Raw genomic sequence first — 17,511 nt, 5'->3', positions numbered from 1 at the left:
GCGTCTCCCGCAACCGGACCCACCCCGCCAACCCTCAGGAAACCAGCTTTTGCTGTTGCTGTTGCTGTTGCTGTTGCTGTTGCTCTGGATCGTAGCGGGTGCAGGGCGCAGCCCTGCCGAGCAACCCTATACTTGCCGCCGTGACTGCCTTCCCTGCCCTCGTTCCGCTGGATGCGCCGCTGCTGGTGGGTTACAGCGGCGGTGTCGACTCGACCGTGCTGCTGCACTGGCTGTGGCGCTGCTCACAGGCCTCCGGCACGGCGCTGCGTGCGGTGCACGTACACCATGGCCTGCAGGCCGATGCGGACGCCTGGGCGCTGCATTGCCAGCAGCAATGCGCGGCACTGGGCATTGAACTGGCCGTGCATCACGTGCAGGTCGACAAACGCGCGGGCCTCGGCCTTGAAGGCGCGGCGCGGCAGGCACGACGTGCAGCGTTCGCCGCCGAACTGCGCGACGGCGAAACACTGGCACTGGCGCAGCACCAGGACGATCAGGCCGAGACCTTCCTGCTGCGGGCCCTGCGCGGATCCGGCGTCGATGGCCTTGCCGCGATGTCCGCACACAGCCGCCTTGGCGAACAGCCTCTATGGCGGCCGCTGCTGGCGGTGCCACGCAGCGCACTGCTCGACTACGCGCGGCAGCACGCGCTGCGCTGGATCGAAGACCCCAGCAATGGCCACGACCACGCCGATCGCAACTTCCTGCGCCTGCAGGTGCTGCCGTTGCTGCGCCAGCGCTGGCCGCATGCGGCTGCGGCATTGGCGGGCAGCGCAATGCACTGCGGGCAGACCCGTGCTCTGCTGGACGAGGAAGACGCCGAGCTGATCGCGCACCTGGAAGTGGCACCACGCGTGCTTTCGCTGCAGCTGCTGCGCCAGGTGTCACCGGGGCGTGCCGCGCGCGTGTTGCGCGCCTGGGTGATCGGCCACGGTGCCGCCCCACTGCCGGCCACGGTACTGCAGCAGGGTCTGCACGAACTGCTGCCGGCCAGCAACGATCGCCAGGCGCGGCTGCGCTGGCACGAGCATGCCATCCAGCAATGGCGCGAGCACGCCTATCTGCTGCCCGCGCAGCTGCCATCGCTGCCCCGCGGATGGCAGGCCGAATGGGACGGGCATGCCCCCTTGCCGCTGCCCGATGGTGGCCAACTGCGCCTGCAGGGCGCCGTGTCCTTCGAACGCCCGCTTCAGATCCGTGCACGCGTGGGTGGTGAGCGCATCATGTTGCCCGGCCGCCCGCATTCGCATGCGCTGAAGGACTGCCTGCAACGCGAGCACCTTGCCCCCTGGCGGCGCGCCCAGCTGCCGCTGATCTTCGATGGCCCCCAGCTGCTTGCCGCCGCCGACGTGGTCATCGCAGCTCCCCTGCAGGCCTGGTTGCAGGCCCACGACGCGCAGCTGCAGTGGCATCCCGGCGGCTGGTGAATTGACCCCCGCGCGCAGCCCGTCCACACTTGCCGCATGGCCAAGAAGTCCCCCGAAAACGCCTCCCCGGTCGCCCAGTTCGAGCAGTCGCTCGAATCGCTGGAGCAGCTGGTGGAGCAGATGGAAACCGGCGAGCTGAGCCTGGAAGCGTCGCTCAGTGCTTACGAACGTGGCGTCGGTCTGTACCGCCAGTGCCAGCAGGCGCTGGAACAGGCCGAACTGCGCGTGCGCCTGCTCAGCGATCCGGCGCAGCCGGAAGCATCCGAACCTTTCGATCCGCCCAGCCATGACGGCTGAGGTTCTGTTCGCGCGCTGGCGCGACCGTATCGAAAGCCAGCTCGACGCTGCCCTGCCCTCGCCTGCCGAAGCACCGCAGCGCCTGCACCAGGCCATGCGCTATTCGGTGCTGGGCGGTGGCAAGCGCATGCGCCCGCTGCTGGTGTATGCCAGCGGGCACCTGTTCGGCGCGCAGCCTGAAAGCCTTGACGCAGCGGCGATGGCCGTCGAGCTCATCCACGCCTATTCGCTGGTGCACGACGACCTGCCGGCCATGGACGATGACGCGCTGCGCCGCGGCAAGCCGACCACCCACATCGCCTTCGACGAAGCCACCGCGATCCTGGCCGGCGACGCCCTGCAGACCCGAGCCTTCGGCCTGCTGACTGATGCGCCACTGCCCGCCACGCTGCGCGTGGCCTGCCTGCAGACCCTGGCCCACGCCTCCGGTGCCTCCGGCATGTGCGGCGGCCAGGCGCTGGACATCGATGCCACCGGCCAGCAGCAGACGCTGGCGGCACTGACCCGCATGCACGCGCTGAAAACCGGCGCGCTGATCCGTGCAGCGGTGCGCATGGGAGCGCTGTGCGGCCAGGCCCACGAACCACAGCTGGCCCAGCTGGACGGCTTCGCCGACGCGCTCGGCCTGGCCTTCCAGGTCCGCGATGACATCCTCGATGTCGAAGCCAGTTCCGAACAGCTGGGCAAGACCGCCGGCAAGGACCAGGCGCAGGACAAGAGCACCTTCCCCGCGCTGCTCGGCATGGACGGTGCGAAGGCGCAGCTGCGCGAACTGGCCGCACGCATGCAGGCTACGTTGGCCGGCCATGGCGAAGAGGCCGACGCGCTGCGCGCGCTGGCCACGCTGGCGGTGGAACGCGATCACTGATCGTTGGCGTGATGCTGCCGCCGAACAGGAACGCCCGGCAATGCCGGGCGTTCCTGTTTGCGCGTGCAGCCGGAATTACTTGACCAGGCGCAGCGCGAACGGGTAGCGGTAGGCTTCGCCGTTGTTGGCCTTCACGGCGGCGATGATGCAGAACACCAGGTTCAGGATGCCGACGATCGGCGCCAGGATGCCGCCGATGATCACGATGGTCAGCACGATGCAGATCAGCATCGCGATGGTGATGGTGATCTGGAAGTTCAGCGCTTCCTTGGCCTGGTCTGTCACGAAGGACTTGCTGGCATCATCCTTGTTGATCAGCCAGATGATCAGCGGGCCGATGAACCAGGTGAAGATGCCCAGCAGGTGCGCGGCCAGCGCCATGGTGCGCTGGTCGGCCGGGGCATTGGTGGTTGCCGGCGGCGGCGGGACGTTATCGAATTCACTCACGACAAAACTCCTTTTCATTGGGTGGTCTTGACCCACCAGCACCAAGCTGGTTGCGTCAGGCGGGCATAGCTTACGCCATCGACGCCATCAATCATTACCGGCAATGGTCATCCGCCCCAGCAGGATCGAGCCGGTCCGGATGTGCGAGCGCGGGTCGACGTCGCTGCCGACCGCCTCGATGCTGCTGAACATCTCGCGCAGGTTGCCGGCGATGGTGACGCCGTCCACCGGGTACTGGATCTCGCCGTTCTCGACACGGAAGCCGCCGGCGCCGCGCGAATAGTCGCCGGTCACCCCGTTCACACCCTGCCCCATCAGCTCGGTCACCAGCAGGCCGTCACCCATCTGTCGGGCGATCTCTTCGAGCGAGCCGGCATTGGCCGCCAGCTGCAGGTTGTGCACACCGCCAGCATTGGCGGTGGTCTGCAGGCCCAGCTTGCGCGCCGAATAGCTGCCCAGCACATAGCGCTGCAGCACGCCGTCACGGACCAGCGCCGAAGCACGGGTGGCCACGCCGTCGCCGTCGAAGGCGGCCGAGCGCAGGCCGCGGCGCAGGTGCGGCAGTTCGTCAATCTGCATCCACTCCGGGAACAGGCGCTGGCCGACGCTGTCCAGCAGGAAACTGGCCTGGCGGTACAACGCGCCGCCGGACACTGCCGACAGCAGGTGGCCGACCAGGCTGCGCGCCACTTCCGGGGCGAATAGCACCGGCATGCTGCCAGTGGCCAACGAACGCGGCTGCAGGCGGGCCACGGTGCGCTCGGCGGCGCGGCGGCCGACCAGACCCACGTCTTCCAGGTCCCCCTGCGCCAGCGCGCTGGTATACCAGCCATCGCGCTGCATGCCGTCGCCCTGCCCGGCGATCAGCGCGCAGCCGACCGAATGGTGGGTGCCTCGCTCACGACCGAAGAAGCCATGCGAATTGGCGTACACCGACAGGCTCTGCATGCTCGATACGGAAGCGCCATCGGAATTGCGGATCTGCGCATCGGCCTCGCGGCCAGCGGCCTCGCAGGCCAGGGCCAGGTCCACCGCCTCATCGGCCTGCAGCGCCCATGGGTGCCAGCCATCCAGGTCCGGGAAGTCGGTGGCCATCAGCGCGGCCTCGGCCAGGCCGGCGGCCGGGTCATCCTCGGTATGCCGGGCAATCGCGCAGGCCTGCTCGACCGTAGCGGCCAGGCTGGCCTCGTTCAGGTCGCCAGTGCTGGCACTGCCCTTGCGCTGCCCGAAATAGACGGTCACGGCGATGCCACGGTCACGGGTGGACTGCACAGTCTCGACCTCGCCGAGGCGGACATTGACCTCCAAGCCCCGGTCCTCGCTGCAGCTGACCTCGGCCTGGCTGGCGCCCAGCGCGCGGGCGCGGTCGAGCAGCTGCTGGGAGAGGTCGGCCAGCCGTTCCAGCCGGGCCAGGCTGTCGTCGCCGACGGCCACTTCAGGGGCGATCACGTTCAATGCTTTATCCTGTACGGGTTGGGCCCGGCATCACGCCGGGCGACTTTTTTTGAAATCAGGTAGGGACGATGCGCGGACGCGACGAAGAAACCGGTGAATTCCACGACAAGAGCCGCAGCCAGAACCGGCGCGATGCACTCGACGTGCTGGCCCTGGGTGAGAAGCTGGTGTCGCTGACCCCGGCCCAGCTGGCGCGCCTGCCGATTCCGGAAGACCTGCTGCCGCACATCGCCGAGTGCAAGCGCATCACCGCCCACATCGCCCACAAGCGCCAACTGGCGTTCCTGGCCAAGCACATGCGCCGCGAAGAAGAGGCCACGCTGGATGCGATCCGCGATGCGCTGGACGCCAACAGCGAAACCGGCCGCCGCGAAGTGGCGATGATGCACCGCGTGGAAGACTGGCGCGACCGCCTGCTGGCCGAGGGTGACAAGGCGCTGGCCGCTCTGCTCGATGACTATCCGCAGGCGGACCGCCAGCAGCTGCGCACGCTGGTACGCAACGCGCAGGCCGAGAAGGCCAGGAACAAGCCGCCGCGCGCTTACCGCGAGATCTTCCAGGTGCTGCGCGGCCTGATGCTGCCGGCCGCGCTGGGCCTGAAGGCCGGCGCCGAAGACACCGACCACATCGGGACCGGCGAAGCCGACGAGGACTGAGTCCGCGTCGGCCCGGGCGGTTGCTGTGGCCATCGCCACGCTCAGGCCTGGGTACCGCCGACGGTGATGCCCTCGATCAACAGCGAGGGCTGGCCGACCCCCACGGGCACGCTCTGCCCGTCCTTGCCGCAGATGCCCACGCCCTCGTCCAGGGCCAGGTCATTGCCGACCATGCGCACCTTCTGCATGGTTTCCGGTCCGTTGCCGATCAGGGTCGCGCCCTTCACCGGCGTGGTGATGCGGCCGTCCTCGATCAGGTAGGCCTCGGTGGCCGAGAACACGTACTTGCCACTGGTGATGTCGACCTGGCCACCGCCGAAGTTGACCGCGTACAGGCCCTTCTTCACCGAACGGATCATCTCCTGCGGATCGTGCTCGCCGGCGCGCATGTAGGTGTTGGTCATGCGTGGCATGGTCAGGTGCGCGAACGATTCACGGCGCCCGTTGCCGGTCGGGGCCATGCCCATCAGCCGCGCATTGAGGCTGTCCTGCATGTAGCCGACCAGGATGCCGTCCTCGATCAGCGTGGTGCACTGGCTGGGGTGGCCTTCATCGTCGATGTTCAACGAACCGCGGCGGCCGTCGAGGGTGCCGTCGTCGACGATGGTCACCCCCGGTGCCGCCACACGCTCGCCGATGCGGCCGGCGTAGACGCTGGTGCCCTTGCGGTTGAAGTCGCCTTCCAGGCCGTGCCCGACCGCTTCGTGCAGCAGCACGCCCGGCCAACCCGGGCCGAGCACCACCGGCATCATGCCGGCCGGCGCCGGCACTGCTTCCAGGTTCACCAGCGCCTGGCGCAGCGCTTCCTGGGCGAGGGCTTCGGGCCGGGCGCTGGCAAACAGGTCTTCGTAGCCATAACGGCCACCGCCACCGGCATAGCCGGACTCGCGACGGCCGTTGTGCTCGACGATCACCTGCACATTCAGGCGTACCAGCGGACGCACATCGGCCGCCAGCACACCGTCGCTGCGGGCGATCAGCACCGTATCGACGCCGCCGGACAGGCTCACCATCACCTGCCTCACGCGCGGGTCGGCGGCACGCAGGTAACCATCCAGGCGCTTGAGCACCTCGACCTTGGCTTCGTTGCCGATACCATCGATCGGGTCCAGCGCTGGGTACAGTGCGCGCGCATTGCCGCGCAGCAGCGATCGCCCGGACTGCGCACCGCCCTCACGCGAGATCGCGCGCGCCGACTGCGCCGCCGCCAGCAGCGCGTCGGCATGGATGTCATCGGAGTACGCAAATCCGGTCTTCTCGCCGGAAATCGCACGTACGCCCACACCCTGCTCGATGGAATGGGCACCGTCCTTGACGATGCCGTCTTCCACGCTCCAGCTCTCGCGGCGGGCGTGCTGGAAATAAAGGTCGCCGAAGTCGACACCGGGGCCGAGCAACTGGCCGAAGGTGCGCTCCAGGCCAGCGGTATCCAGGCCGCCGGGGCGAAGCAGGCGGTCTTGGGCAAGCGTCAGGGCGATATCAGTCATGGTTTCGATCTGGGGGTGCGGGGGCGCTCAGGCAAGCCCCGTGAACAGGGAACCGCGCTCAGCGCGAGCGCGGCAGGTCGGTGACGGTCGGCGGAATGGCCGGTGCAGACGCCGGCTCGGGCGGTGATGGGGACTTGTCGCGGCTGCGCTCGATCACTTCCACCTTCGGCTCCTTCCATGGACCGGTCACCTTGTAGGTTCGGGCGCCAATCTCGCCCAGCGGCTTGGACAATACCGCATTGGTGGCCGCGCCCAGCGCGGCCCCCACCGGGCCGCCGGCCACCGCACCGACCACGGTCAGCAGGTTGCCCGCGCGCGGGTTGACGTCGATGGTCTGGTCGAACCGCTGGTTGCGAAGGTCGGCCTGGCCACGGATGGTGATGTTGGCCGCCGGGCCTTCGATCAGCACCTTGTCGGTGCTCGCCATGCCCTGGCCGAACTGCATGCTGCCGTCGATCTGGTTGAACGCGAAGCCCTTGGAGAAAAAGTCGCGGAAGTCGAACATCAGGCGCCGCGGCAGCTGCGCGACGCTGAGCAGGCCCAGCACGCGGCCGGCGCCTGGCTCCAGCTCCAGCAGCTGGCCATTGCGCGCGTGCAGGTCGAGGCTGCCCTGCAGGTTGCCCAGCTGGAAGTCCGACGGGCCTCCGCTCCACGAGGCCTGCAACTGCGCCTGGCCGGAACCGCCGCGCAACTGGCCGCCGTAATCAAGATTCTGCATCAACCCACCCAGATCCTCGCTGCGCACCTGTGCGGTCAACTCGGTACGGGCACCACCGGTCCGGCCCAGCCAGCGACCGCTGATGTCGATCTCCTGGTCCGGCGCACGGAAACGCAGCGCATCCACGTTCAGGCCATTGGCCAACGGTCGCGTGCGCAGCACCGCCTGGCCCAGCACCACCTTGCCGAACTTCAGGTCGGCAATGTCCAGCGCGAACGGCGGCAGCTTGGCCGGGTCCATGTCGTTGGCACCGGCCTGTACCCGCGCCGGTGCAACCGGCGCGCCCGGTGCCGCCGGCAGTGACTGCCAGTGCACGCGGTCAAGCTGGCCACTGATCGTGCCACCGTCCGCATTGGGGACGGTCAGGCGTCCGGCCAGCGACGGGCCGTCCAGCCGCACATCCAGTGCCTGTGGGCCCGGGTGCAGCTGCAGCCGGGTCTGCTCGAACACGCCGCCGATCAGCTTCAACTGGCCGACCTGCACGTCCACCGCTCGCAGCGGCATCGCATCGTCGTCCCCGCCACCCCGCGCTAGGCCGATCCACTCCAGCGCATCCAGCGTCGCGCTGCGGCCATTGACCGTCAGCCCGCTCGGCGGCGGCTCACGATCAACATGATCACTGCCCAGCGTGACCTGCACGCCGGTCTGGTTGTTGTGGCTGCGTGCGGCCAGGGCCAGGCGCTGGCCGAAGGCCACATCGATGCGGCCGGCGCCCATCGGCAACTGCGCGGCCACCGTGGTCGCCAGCGGTTCGGCGGCCGGCTTGTCCAGCGGTGCCGGCAGGTCCAGCCGGGTGCCGACCAGGTCCGAACTCAACCGCAGTTCACTCGGCGGCGCGGGCGCCCCCGGGGCCACCTTGGGCAGGTTGACCGCGATGGTCCACGCTGAAGTGCCGGTGATGTAGGGCTTGAGCCAGGTCATTTCCGGTGCGCGGTCGATCAGTACGCCCGCATCAAGATGCGCCGTCAGCTGCGATTCGAAAGCCCGCGTGCTGTCGTGCACGTAGCCACCAGCGCGCAGGCTCAGGCGGCCATCCTGGCCGAGGTGGCGCACCGCCAGTTCCTCAGCGCCGAAGCCGCCATTGCTGTAGCGCGCCTGCCCTCGCATGTTGTCGAAGGCCAGCTGGAAGCGCTTGTCGACCAGCTTCACGCCGGCCAGATCGACCGTGCCCTGCAGGTGGCCCTCGCCCTCGTCCTGATGCAGCGGCTGCAGCAGATCGAAGGTCACATGGGCCGGACCACTGGCGGCCAGGTTGTCCAGCGTATCGCCGTAATCCTTGTGCAACGGGCTCTGGCGCAGCATCGCCAGCAGCTTGCCGGCCTCGCTCGGCGCGTCGGCACGTACGTACAACGGCTGATGCCCGAAGTCCGGAATGCCCGCTTCGAATTTCTGTACCGCCACGCCGGCAAGATCACCCCGTCCACGCATGTCGAAGCCAGGGCCGATGAAGGCGATGTCGGCGTCGACCTGGCTCATCAGCGGCCAGTCGTGCTGGAAGCGGATGTCGCCATTGGTGATGTGGCCGGTGGCCTCGAAGCGGCCATCATTGTTGTCGAACGGCCAGTCGTCCAGGTCACCGGTGACCAGGCCGACACCACCACGCACCTGGCCGCCGGCCAGTGCCATGTCCAGCCAGTCGGTGGCGCCCTTGCTCATCTTGGAGTGGATCCAGAAGCGCTTGGCCGCCGTCATCGGCACGTCGTCCAGCTTGGCGGCCAGCTGCAGCCACGGCCGCGTACCGTCGCCCTGGAACCAGACGCCGCCGCGCACGTCGGCCGCGTAGTCGGTGCCTTCCACGCGCATCGCCGGCGTTCCGATCCGCCAACCGCCGCCCTCGTCGCGCCACCCCACGACCTGTCCGGCCAGATGCAGGTCATGCCGCACGCCAAAGCCGGTCGGCCAATCGAACTGCAGCTGCCGTTGCGGCTGCAGCTGCAGGCTGAAGCCATCGGCATCGCCTTCAAAGCGCCCGCCCAGGCCGCGCAGGCCGGGCGAGTTGCCCACGCTGGCGAAACCCAGCGACTGCAGTTCACCCTGCGCCCACAGGGGGCCATCGCGTTCGCCGGCCAGCTGCAATCGGCGCACCTCCAGCTGCGGCCTGGACAGGAACAGCCAGCGCCGCAGGCCCGGTTCAAGGAGATTGCTCAGGGCCAGCCCGCGCAGCGCGGTACCGGCCTGCACCGCACCGGCGTTCACCCGCAGCTGCTTGCCGATCTGCAGCTGCAGGCCATCGAGCTGCTGTGCGCCATCTTCGGTCTTCAGGCGCAGGCGCGGCACCTGCAACGCCCAGCCATCGGCCTGGCGCTGCCAGCGCAGGCGGGCCTGCAGCCGCTGCAGCTGCAGCTGCGGCGCTGCCACGCCGGGCATCGGTGCACCGTCGACGCGCACGTCCCGCAGGTCCGAATCGGTGGTCAGCGCGACCGGCGCGAAATCACGCAGGGTCAGCCACAGGTTCAGCTCGCCCTTGCCCTCGCGCAGGCGCACGCCGCCGGCCGCCAGCAAGGGCGACCAGGCATGGAAATCGACCGGGTCGGCACCCAGCCAGGCCTGGCCGTTGCCGCGCATGCGGTCCACGTCCAGTACCGCGGTCAGCGGCAGCGCTTCGGCCTGCGCCCAGGCGCGTACACCCACGCGCAGGCGATCGCCATTGACCCGCATGCGCAGGTCGATGCGCGGCAGCGTGGTGTCGATGCCGATCCCTGGCGCGTGCACGCCCAGGCGGCCGCCGATCACCTGCAGCTCGCCGAGCCGGCGCAACGCGTCCAGCGGATCCCCCCCGTTGTCGGATTGCGGCAACCCGCGCACCGACCAGCGTCCGTCTTCGCCCTGCTGCAGGTCCAGCGCCAGGCCACGCAGGCGCAGTTCGGTCAGCGAGCACCCGGGCAGCAGCCCGCTGTACATTGATACCAGCACCTCGGCCTCGCCGATCGCCAGGCCCTGTCCGGCGCCGATGCGCAGGCCCTTCAGCTGCAGCAGCGGGCCACGACGGGTCCAAGCCGTCTGCAGCTGCTCGAAACGCACTGGCTGGCCGGCCCGCTCACTCAGCCAGGCGGCGATCCTGTCGGGATGACGCTCGGCCAGCGGCAGCAGTTGGCTGAAGGTACCCACCAGCAGTGCAAGCCCGACCAGGCCCACCGCACAGGCGGCAATGAAATGACGGCGGATCCTTCGCAGTCGCAGGCGCGGCGGCGCGCTCATCGGCCACCGCCGGCCTGCAGCCGGCGAGGATCAGAGCAGAACGACATCGAATTGCTCCTGCAGGTACTGCTCGTCCGCCTGGAAGCGGATGCTCTTGCCGAGGAACTCTTCCAGCTCGGCCACCGCCGAGGATTCCTCATCGGTGATGCGCGCGACCACCTTGGTCGATGCGATCACCAGCAGGCGCGCGGCATCGAACTGGCGCACGGCACGGGTGATCTCGCGGAAGATCTCGTAGGTCACCGTCTCGGTGGTCTTGATGCTGCCGCGGCCACTGCACTGCGGGCAGGTCTCCGACAGCTGGCGCTCCAGGCTTTCCACCGTGCGCTTGCGGGTCATCTCCACCAGGCCCAGCGGCGAGAAGTCGTACACCGTGGTCTTGGCATGGTCGCGGGCCAGCGCCTTTTCCAGCGTGCGCAGCACCTGGCGGCGATGCTCTGCATCATCCATATCGATGAAGTCGATGATGATGATGCCGCCCAGGTTGCGCAGCCGCAGCTGACGCGCCACTGCCTGCGCCGCTTCCAGGTTGGTGCGGAACACCGTCTCTTCCAGGTTGCGCTGGCCGAGGAACGAGCCGGTATTGACGTCGATGGTGGTCATCGCCTCGGTCTGGTCGATCACCAGGTAGCCACCGGACTTGAGCGGCACCTGCTTGTCCAGCGCGCGGCCGATCTCGTCTTCCACGCCGAACATGTCGAAGATCGGGCGGTCGCCGGAATACAGCTCCAGCTTTTCGGCCAGCACCGGCATGTACTTGGCGACGAAGGCCTGCAACTGGCCGAACGTCTCCTTCGAGTCCACCTTCACCTTGTCCACGTCCTTGCGGATCAGGTCGCGCACGGACCGCAGCGGCAGGCTCAGGTCTTCATAGATGATGCTGCACGACGGCGCTTCGCGGCCGCGGCGCTCGACCACGTTCCACACGCGCGACAGGTAGGCGATGTCCTCGGCGATGGCCTCGGCCGGCTGCCCTTCGGCGTTGGTCCGCACGATGTAACCGTAGCCACCATGCTGCGCCGACAGTTCGGTCACCAGCGCCTTCAGCCGGGCGCGCTCGGTTTCGTCCTCGATGCGCGCCGACACGCCCACTACCTTGGACTGCGGCAGCAGCACCATGTAGCGCGAGGGAATGCTGATCTGCGTGGTCAGGCGGGCGCCCTTGGTGCCGATCGGGTCCTTCACCACCTGCACCACGATGTCCTGGCCGTCACGCAGCAGCTCGACGATCGGCACGCTGGCCGGCGGCGGCAGGGTGGTGTTCTCGGTGTCGGCGCTGGCCACCGGTGCCGGGCGCACCACGTCGTTGGCGTGCAGGAACGCGGCGCGCTCCAGCCCGACCTCGACGAAGGCGGCCTGCATGCCGGGCATGACCCGCTGCACCTTGCCCTTGTAGATGTTGCCGACCACGCCACGGCGCCAACCGCGCTCGATGTGCAGTTCCTGCAGCATGCCGTTTTCGATCACCGCGACCCGGGTCTCGCGCGGGGTCACATTGACCAGGATTTCCTCAGACATCGGCAGCCTCCCTGGCGGCATCGGCAGTGGGGACCGGCACGCCACAGCGCGCCAGCAGACGATCGGTATGCAGCAGCGGCAGCCCCATCACGCCGGAGTAGCTGCCGGAAAGATGTTCGATCCAGCGTTCGGCCCCGCCCTGGATGGCGTAGGCACCGGCCTTGTCCAGCGGCTCGCCGGTGGCGACATAGGCGGCGATGTCGGCGGCGTCGATCGGGGCGAAGGTCACCTCGGAAATGACCAGTTCGCTGTCCAGGCCGCCCGCACCGACCACCACCACGGCGGTCATCACCTGGTGGGTGCGCCCGGCCAGCCGCGCCAGCATCGCCCGCGCGTCAGCGGCATCGACCGGCTTGCCGAAGACCTCGCCATCCAGCACGACCTCGGTATCCGAACCAAGCACCCGCGCCTGCGGGTCGTCGGCCAGCACCCGGGCCAGTCCGGCGCGCGCCTTGTCGGCGGCGACCCGGCATACATACTGTTCGGCGCTTTCAGTGGCCGCGCGCTGCTCGACGACCTCCAGGTCAAGGGCCTGGAAGGGGCGTCCGAGTCGGGCCAGCAGCTGGTTGCGTCGGGGGGAGCGGGAAGCAAGATAGAGCATCGGCACAGCATAACCTGAGGCCGCCACCTGAATCGTCGGCAACCCGTTACGGAACGCGTACAACCCCGATCAGGCTCACAGCGCGTTCATCGCTACGACACCACCCTCACCGGCACAACAAGGAGATCCCATGCGCCTGACCGCCACCCCGCTGCTGCTTGCCCTGTCCCTCGCCCTTGGAACCTCGATGACTGCTCATGCCGCTCCGTCGTCGCCGTCGATCGCCGCCGCGGCCGAAGGCACCCTGCTGAACATCTCGGCCAATGCCGAGGCCACCCGCGTGCCGGACGTCGCCACCCTGTCGGCCGGTGTGGTCACCCAGGCAGCCGACGGCAACAGCGCCATGCGCCAGAACGCCCAGCAGATGGACAAGGTGCTGGCCGCGATCAAGGCCGCCGGCATCGCCGAGCGCGACGTGCAGACCAGCGGCGTCAGCCTCAACCCGCAGTACCGCTATGCCGACAATGAGGCACCGAAGATCACCGGCTACCAGGCCAGCAACACGGTCAGCCTGAAGGTCCGCGACATCGCCAAGCTCGGCAAGGTGCTCGACGCGCTGGCCGCGCAGGGTGCCAACCAGATCAACGGTCCGCAGTTTGAGATCGACCAGCCCGAACCGGTCTATGACGAAGCCCGCCTGGCCGCCCTGAAGAAGGCCCAGGCCCGCGCCCAGACCTATGCCAGGTCGCTGGGCCTGCAGGTGCGCCGCATCGTCAGCATTTCCGAGAACAGCAACGGCGGTTTCCGCCCGATGCCGATGATGCGCACCATGGCCGCCGGCGCGTCGATGGACAAGGCCACCCCGGTCGCACCGGGTGAATCGACCGTCTCGGTCAACCTGGACGTGGTGTTCGAACTGGGCCGCTGATCGCGCCCGGCACGGCCGACACAGGCGGGTCCCGCAGGGGCCCGCCTTTTTCGTGTATTCCGGCGGCGTTGGCTGAAGGCCAGCCCAACGCGCATGCCCCTGCCTCTAGGCAGTGGCCGCCATGCCGCGCTACTGATGGACTGCCAGCCGCGTGCGGCAACCCCGCCACGGACCCTGGTGCGTTGAGGACTTCGTCACTGGCATGGAGGTGGATCATGGTTCGTACCTATCCCGTTGCATCCCCGCACTTCGACCCCGCCCGCGTCGCCGCCTGGAGTGCAGCGATCGCCCTGCACCTGCTGGCCTTCCTGTTGCTGCTCATCCCTGCGACCTACCAGGCCGTGCAGGCCCCGCGTGAAAAGACGCCGGTGCGGCTGATCGAGAAGATCCCGCCACCGCCGACGCCGCCGGTTCCGGTCCCGCCAAAAGAGATCGTCCAGGTGGTACCGAAGCCCCGGACGCAGCCGGTGGTACCGCCACTGCCCGCACCCACCGCGACCGTGGAAGAGACCCAGGGCATCGCATTGCCGGCCGCCGAACCGGCTCCGCCGCAGCTGGCGCCCAGCATCGACACTTCCACCCCGTTGGCCGGCGCCCAGCTGCAGTACCGCAGCGCTCCGCCGCCGACCTATCCGATCCAGTCCCTGCGCAACCACGAACAGGGCACGGTGCTGTTGCGGGTGGAAGTGGACACCCGTGGCCAGCCGGTCGCGGTCAGCGTCGAGCGCAGCAGCGGCTCGCGCAACCTGGACCAGGCCGCCCGCCAGCAGGTGCTCAAGCACTGGCGCTTCGAGCCTGCCCAGCGTGACGGCGTGGCGGTTCCGGCCATCGGCATGGTGCCGGTGCAGTTCTCGCTGCCGGACTGAGCGTCCCACCGGCCCGGCCGCGCGCCGGGCCGGCCCCTGCCACTGCCCGGCAAATGCGGACATGCCAGGGCCAAGCGTTACTGATTAAGCAAAAATTCACGTCTTCGTCACCTGCTGGAAACCTAGATTGGCGCGTCCCGGTATCGATCCGGCGACAGCCCTCAACGCTACGGTTTTCCAGTTAGGAGAGAAGCTGTGAAACACCCGATCCAACGGCCCGCCAGCCGCCGCCGCACCACCCTGGCATCGTCCATCACCCATATCCTTGCTGGCAGCACCCTGCTGCTGGTCGGCGCCGTGGCTTCTTCCTCAGCCTTTGCACAGGAGCAGGCCACCAACCTCGACCGCATCACGGTCACCGGCTCCAACATCCCGCGCACCAACACCGAGACACCGTCGCCGGTGCAGGTGGTGACCCGCCAGGAAATCGACCGCACCGGCAAGACCACGGTCGCCGAGTACCTGCAGACCCTGACCGCCGACGGCGCAGGCTCCATTCCCAAGACCTTCGGCAACGGCTTCGCCGGTGGCGGCGCCGGCATCTCGCTGCGTGGCCTGGGCGCCGGCTCGACGCTGGTGCTGTTGAACGGCCGCCGCATGGCCACCTACGGCCTGGCCGATGACGGCCAGAAGGTCTTCACCGACCTCAGCACCATCCCGCTCGATGCCGTCGAGCGCGTGGAAGTGCTCAAGGACGGCGCCTCGGCGATCTATGGCTCCGACGCCATCGCCGGCGTCGTCAACATCATCCTGCGCAGCGACTTCCAAGGCGCCATCCTGCGCGGTTCCTACGGCATTTCCGGTGACGGCGATGGCGACGCGAAGAAGGCGACCCTCACTGCCGGCACCGGCGACCTGTCCAGCGATGGCTGGAATGCGTTCTTCAGCCTGGACGTCGGCAAGACCGACGCGATCAAGATCAGCGACCGCAAGAACCGCAAGTGGATCGGCACCGGCGATATCCGGCGCTGGGGTTACGACGCTGCAGACGCGCAGTTCCTGGGCGGCGCCTACCTGTCGGGCGGTACCGCCGGCGGCGTGGGTCCCAATGGTTCGGTGTTCGATGCCACCGGCCATCTGGTTGCCCTGCCGGGCTGCGCCGGGCTGACCACGATTCCCGGGCAGAGTGACGCGACCGCGCAGGCCCAGGGTTGCCTGTGGGATCCGGCGCAGAAGTACCGCGACCTGAGCCCGGAAGAGAAGTACGTGAACGTGTTCGGCCGCGCCAGCTTCGCGTTTGGTGAAGGCGGCGAGGTCTATACCGAGATCGGTTACTCGAAGAAGGAAACGATCTTCAGCAATACGCCATCCGGCGTATCCGGCGGCTGGGGCTACCCTGGCGGCCCGGTCAACGCCAACAGCGGTGCCGGTGCGACCCAGCTGTATGCAGGTCATCCGGACAACCCGCTGCCCACCGCGGCCCGCCTGCGTTACAGCGCGTGGGACGTGGGCCCGCGCGTGACCGACAATACCAATGAGTTCAACCGCTTCCTGGTGGGTGTCAAGGGCAACTGGGGCGACTGGAGCTACGACACCGCCTACCTGCATTCCGGCACCGACCTGGTCAACAAGCGCACGGGTTTCCTGCGTTATGACGCAGTACGCTGCGTGCTGGGCAATCCGGCCTGCCCCTATGGCACCTGGCGCATCGGCGACAATGCCTCGCAGACGCCGCAGTCGGTCTACGATGCCATCAGCCCGACCATCAGCGCGCGTGCCAAGTCGAGCCTGGACATGTTCGACTTCACCATCTCGCGCAGCCTGATGGATCTCAAGGGCGGTCCGCTGGGCCTGGCCTTCGGTACGGAGTGGCGCAAGACGAGCAACAGCCTGACGCCGCAGACCTTCACCGATATCGGCCAGATCATCGGCCTGGGCTACTCGGCCTACGACGGCACGCAGAATGTGTATGCCGGCTACGCCGAACTGTCCGCACCGGTGCTGGAGCAGTTGGAGCTGAGCGCTGCGGTCCGCTACGACAAGTACGAAAGCGGCGAAGGCAAGGCCACGCCGAAACTGGGCGTGAAGTGGACCCCGGCCGACTGGATCGCACTGCGCGCCAGCTACGCTGAAGGCTTCCGTGCGCCGAACCCGGCCGAGAACGGTGACGGTGGCCTGGCCGCTTTCTCCAACGCCCGCGATCCGGTGCGTTGCGCCATCGACCCGGCCAACGAATGCACCGCGCGCTCGGTGGCGATCATCACGCGGCCGAACAAGGACCTGAAGCCGGAAGAGTCCAAGAGCTACTCGGTGGGCATCGTGCTGCAGCCAACCTCGACCACCTCGTTGACCGTGGATGCGTGGGAAATCAAGCGCACCAACGAAATCGCGCAGGGCAGCACGGCCGACGCCATCGCCGCGGGCAACGTTCTCCGCGATGCCAACAACATTGGCGGAGTCGCCAACAGCGGCACCATCCTGGCCGTCAATACCGCCTACGTGAATGCAAACTCCTCGCGCGTCCGCGGCATCGACACCGACATCCGCCAGACCTTCGACATCGGCCCGGGCCAGCTGGAAATGGACCTGCAGTGGAGCCACGTGCTCAAGTTCGAGCGCACCGAGGGTGATACCACCGTCGACTATGTGGGCACCCACGGCAACTGCGACGTGACCAACTGCATCGGCACGCCGAAGGACCGCATCAACTTCGGCACCACCTGGAAGCAGGGCCCGTGGAGCATCAGCGGCGTGGCCAACTACGTCAGCAAGCTGGAGAACAAGGACCGCCGCGGCGGTGACTACCTGGCCTTCTATGAAGATGGCGAGCCGGTAGAGAAGATCTCCTCGTTCACCACCTTCGATCTGTCCGGCCGCTGGAACATCACCGAAGCCTTCGAGCTGAACGCTTCGGTGCAGAACGTGTTTGACCGCATCGCGCCGCTCGACCCGAGCACTTATGGTGCAGTCAATTACAACCCGCTGCACTTCAGTGGTGCGATTGGCCGGTACTTCACTGTCGGCGCCAAGTACACGTTCAAGTAATCCCGCTGCTGTGTTTGCTTCGAAGGCCCGGGCTGTTGCCCGGGCCTTCGTCGTTTCCTGGCTGATCGTTGTCCATGCCGGTTCCCGCACACCCGGCCTTGCAGCCATGTTCACGAGCAC

At 68.0% G+C, this 17,511-nt stretch carries 13 protein-coding genes; 7 read left to right on the top strand and 6 right to left on the bottom strand.

Translation table 11 applies throughout. The features are described from left to right. The first annotated feature begins 140 nt into the window (after positions 1-140). The 3 genes from tilS to HMPREF3114_RS01955 are packed head-to-tail and all read left to right on the top strand — an operon-like array spanning position 141 to position 2,592. Positions 141-1,427, top strand: coding sequence for a tRNA lysidine(34) synthetase TilS (gene tilS / locus HMPREF3114_RS01965; RefSeq protein ID WP_176746366.1), 1,287 nt, complete (start codon positions 141-143; stop codon positions 1,425-1,427). Positions 1,428-1,463: 36 nt separating this feature from the next. Then, a complete protein-coding gene (locus tag HMPREF3114_RS01960; protein WP_005410522.1) occupies positions 1,464-1,724 on the top strand; it encodes an exodeoxyribonuclease VII small subunit in 261 nt (86 codons plus the stop codon). Continuing rightward, on the top strand, positions 1,714-2,592 hold the full coding sequence (locus HMPREF3114_RS01955) for a polyprenyl synthetase family protein (protein ID WP_070488921.1): 879 nt from the start codon (positions 1,714-1,716) through the stop codon (positions 2,590-2,592). The genes HMPREF3114_RS01960 and HMPREF3114_RS01955 overlap by 11 nt, the downstream gene beginning before the upstream one ends. 75 nt (positions 2,593-2,667) lie before the next feature. Here the strand turns inward: HMPREF3114_RS01955 and HMPREF3114_RS01950 are convergent, their stop codons facing one another. Both HMPREF3114_RS01950 and pmbA read right to left on the bottom strand, forming a co-directional pair. After that, positions 2,668-3,039 carry a DUF4870 domain-containing protein gene (locus tag HMPREF3114_RS01950; RefSeq protein WP_005418071.1) on the bottom strand — a complete coding sequence of 124 codons (372 nt, stop codon included), beginning with the start codon at positions 3,037-3,039 and terminating at the stop codon, positions 2,668-2,670. Between the two features lie 87 nt (positions 3,040-3,126). After that, complete coding sequence (gene pmbA, locus HMPREF3114_RS01945) at positions 3,127-4,494, bottom strand: metalloprotease PmbA (protein WP_070488917.1); 1,368 nt, start codon at positions 4,492-4,494, stop codon at positions 3,127-3,129. 68 nt (positions 4,495-4,562) lie between these two features. Between pmbA and yjgA the strand changes: the two genes are divergently transcribed. Next, positions 4,563-5,150, top strand: a complete 588-nt coding sequence (gene yjgA, locus HMPREF3114_RS01940; RefSeq protein ID WP_005418075.1) for a ribosome biogenesis factor YjgA — start codon at positions 4,563-4,565, stop codon at positions 5,148-5,150. A 41-nt stretch (positions 5,151-5,191) separates the two neighbouring features. Here the strand turns inward: yjgA and tldD are convergent, their stop codons facing one another. From tldD to HMPREF3114_RS01920, 4 genes are read right to left on the bottom strand one after another with little or no spacing between them, the layout of a single operon-like run. Beyond that, on the bottom strand, positions 5,192-6,637 hold the full coding sequence (gene tldD, locus HMPREF3114_RS01935; protein WP_070488914.1) for a metalloprotease TldD: 1,446 nt from the start codon (positions 6,635-6,637) through the stop codon (positions 5,192-5,194). A 58-nt stretch (positions 6,638-6,695) separates the two neighbouring features. Beyond that, positions 6,696-10,553 (bottom strand): YhdP family protein, encoded by a 3,858-nt coding sequence (locus tag HMPREF3114_RS01930; RefSeq protein WP_070488911.1) that lies wholly within the window; start codon positions 10,551-10,553, stop codon positions 6,696-6,698. Between the two features lie 30 nt (positions 10,554-10,583). Then, positions 10,584-12,071 (bottom strand): ribonuclease G, encoded by a 1,488-nt coding sequence (gene rng / locus HMPREF3114_RS01925; protein ID WP_005418079.1) that lies wholly within the window; start codon positions 12,069-12,071, stop codon positions 10,584-10,586. Then, the gene (locus HMPREF3114_RS01920) at positions 12,064-12,672 is read right to left on the bottom strand and encodes a Maf family nucleotide pyrophosphatase (protein WP_065179231.1); all 609 of its coding nucleotides are present in this window, start codon (positions 12,670-12,672) and stop codon (positions 12,064-12,066) included. Before HMPREF3114_RS01920 ends, rng begins: the two co-directional genes overlap by 8 nt. 130 nt (positions 12,673-12,802) lie before the next feature. On the opposite strand from HMPREF3114_RS01920, the gene HMPREF3114_RS01915 reads away from it, so the two are divergent. The 3 genes from HMPREF3114_RS01915 to HMPREF3114_RS01905 all read left to right on the top strand — a co-directional run bounded on the left by HMPREF3114_RS01915 (position 12,803) and on the right by HMPREF3114_RS01905 (position 17,391). Next, complete coding sequence (locus HMPREF3114_RS01915) at positions 12,803-13,540, top strand: SIMPL domain-containing protein (protein ID WP_070488908.1); 738 nt, start codon at positions 12,803-12,805, stop codon at positions 13,538-13,540. Positions 13,541-13,755: 215 nt separating this feature from the next. Further along, entirely contained in the window at positions 13,756-14,406 is a 651-nt protein-coding gene (locus HMPREF3114_RS01910) for an energy transducer TonB (RefSeq protein ID WP_070488904.1), read from the top strand. Between the two features lie 195 nt (positions 14,407-14,601). Then, positions 14,602-17,391 carry a TonB-dependent receptor gene (locus HMPREF3114_RS01905; protein WP_070488903.1) on the top strand — a complete coding sequence of 930 codons (2,790 nt, stop codon included), beginning with the start codon at positions 14,602-14,604 and terminating at the stop codon, positions 17,389-17,391. Positions 17,392-17,511: the final 120 nt, after the last annotated feature.

The sequence above is a fragment of the Stenotrophomonas sp. HMSC10F07 genome (assembly GCF_001807895.1).
In the GTDB taxonomy this organism is placed as follows: Bacteria; Pseudomonadota; Gammaproteobacteria; order Xanthomonadales; family Xanthomonadaceae; genus Stenotrophomonas; species Stenotrophomonas sepilia.
The sequence above is the reverse complement of the archived record's forward strand: the minus strand, read 5'-3'. Positions and strand labels throughout refer to the sequence as shown.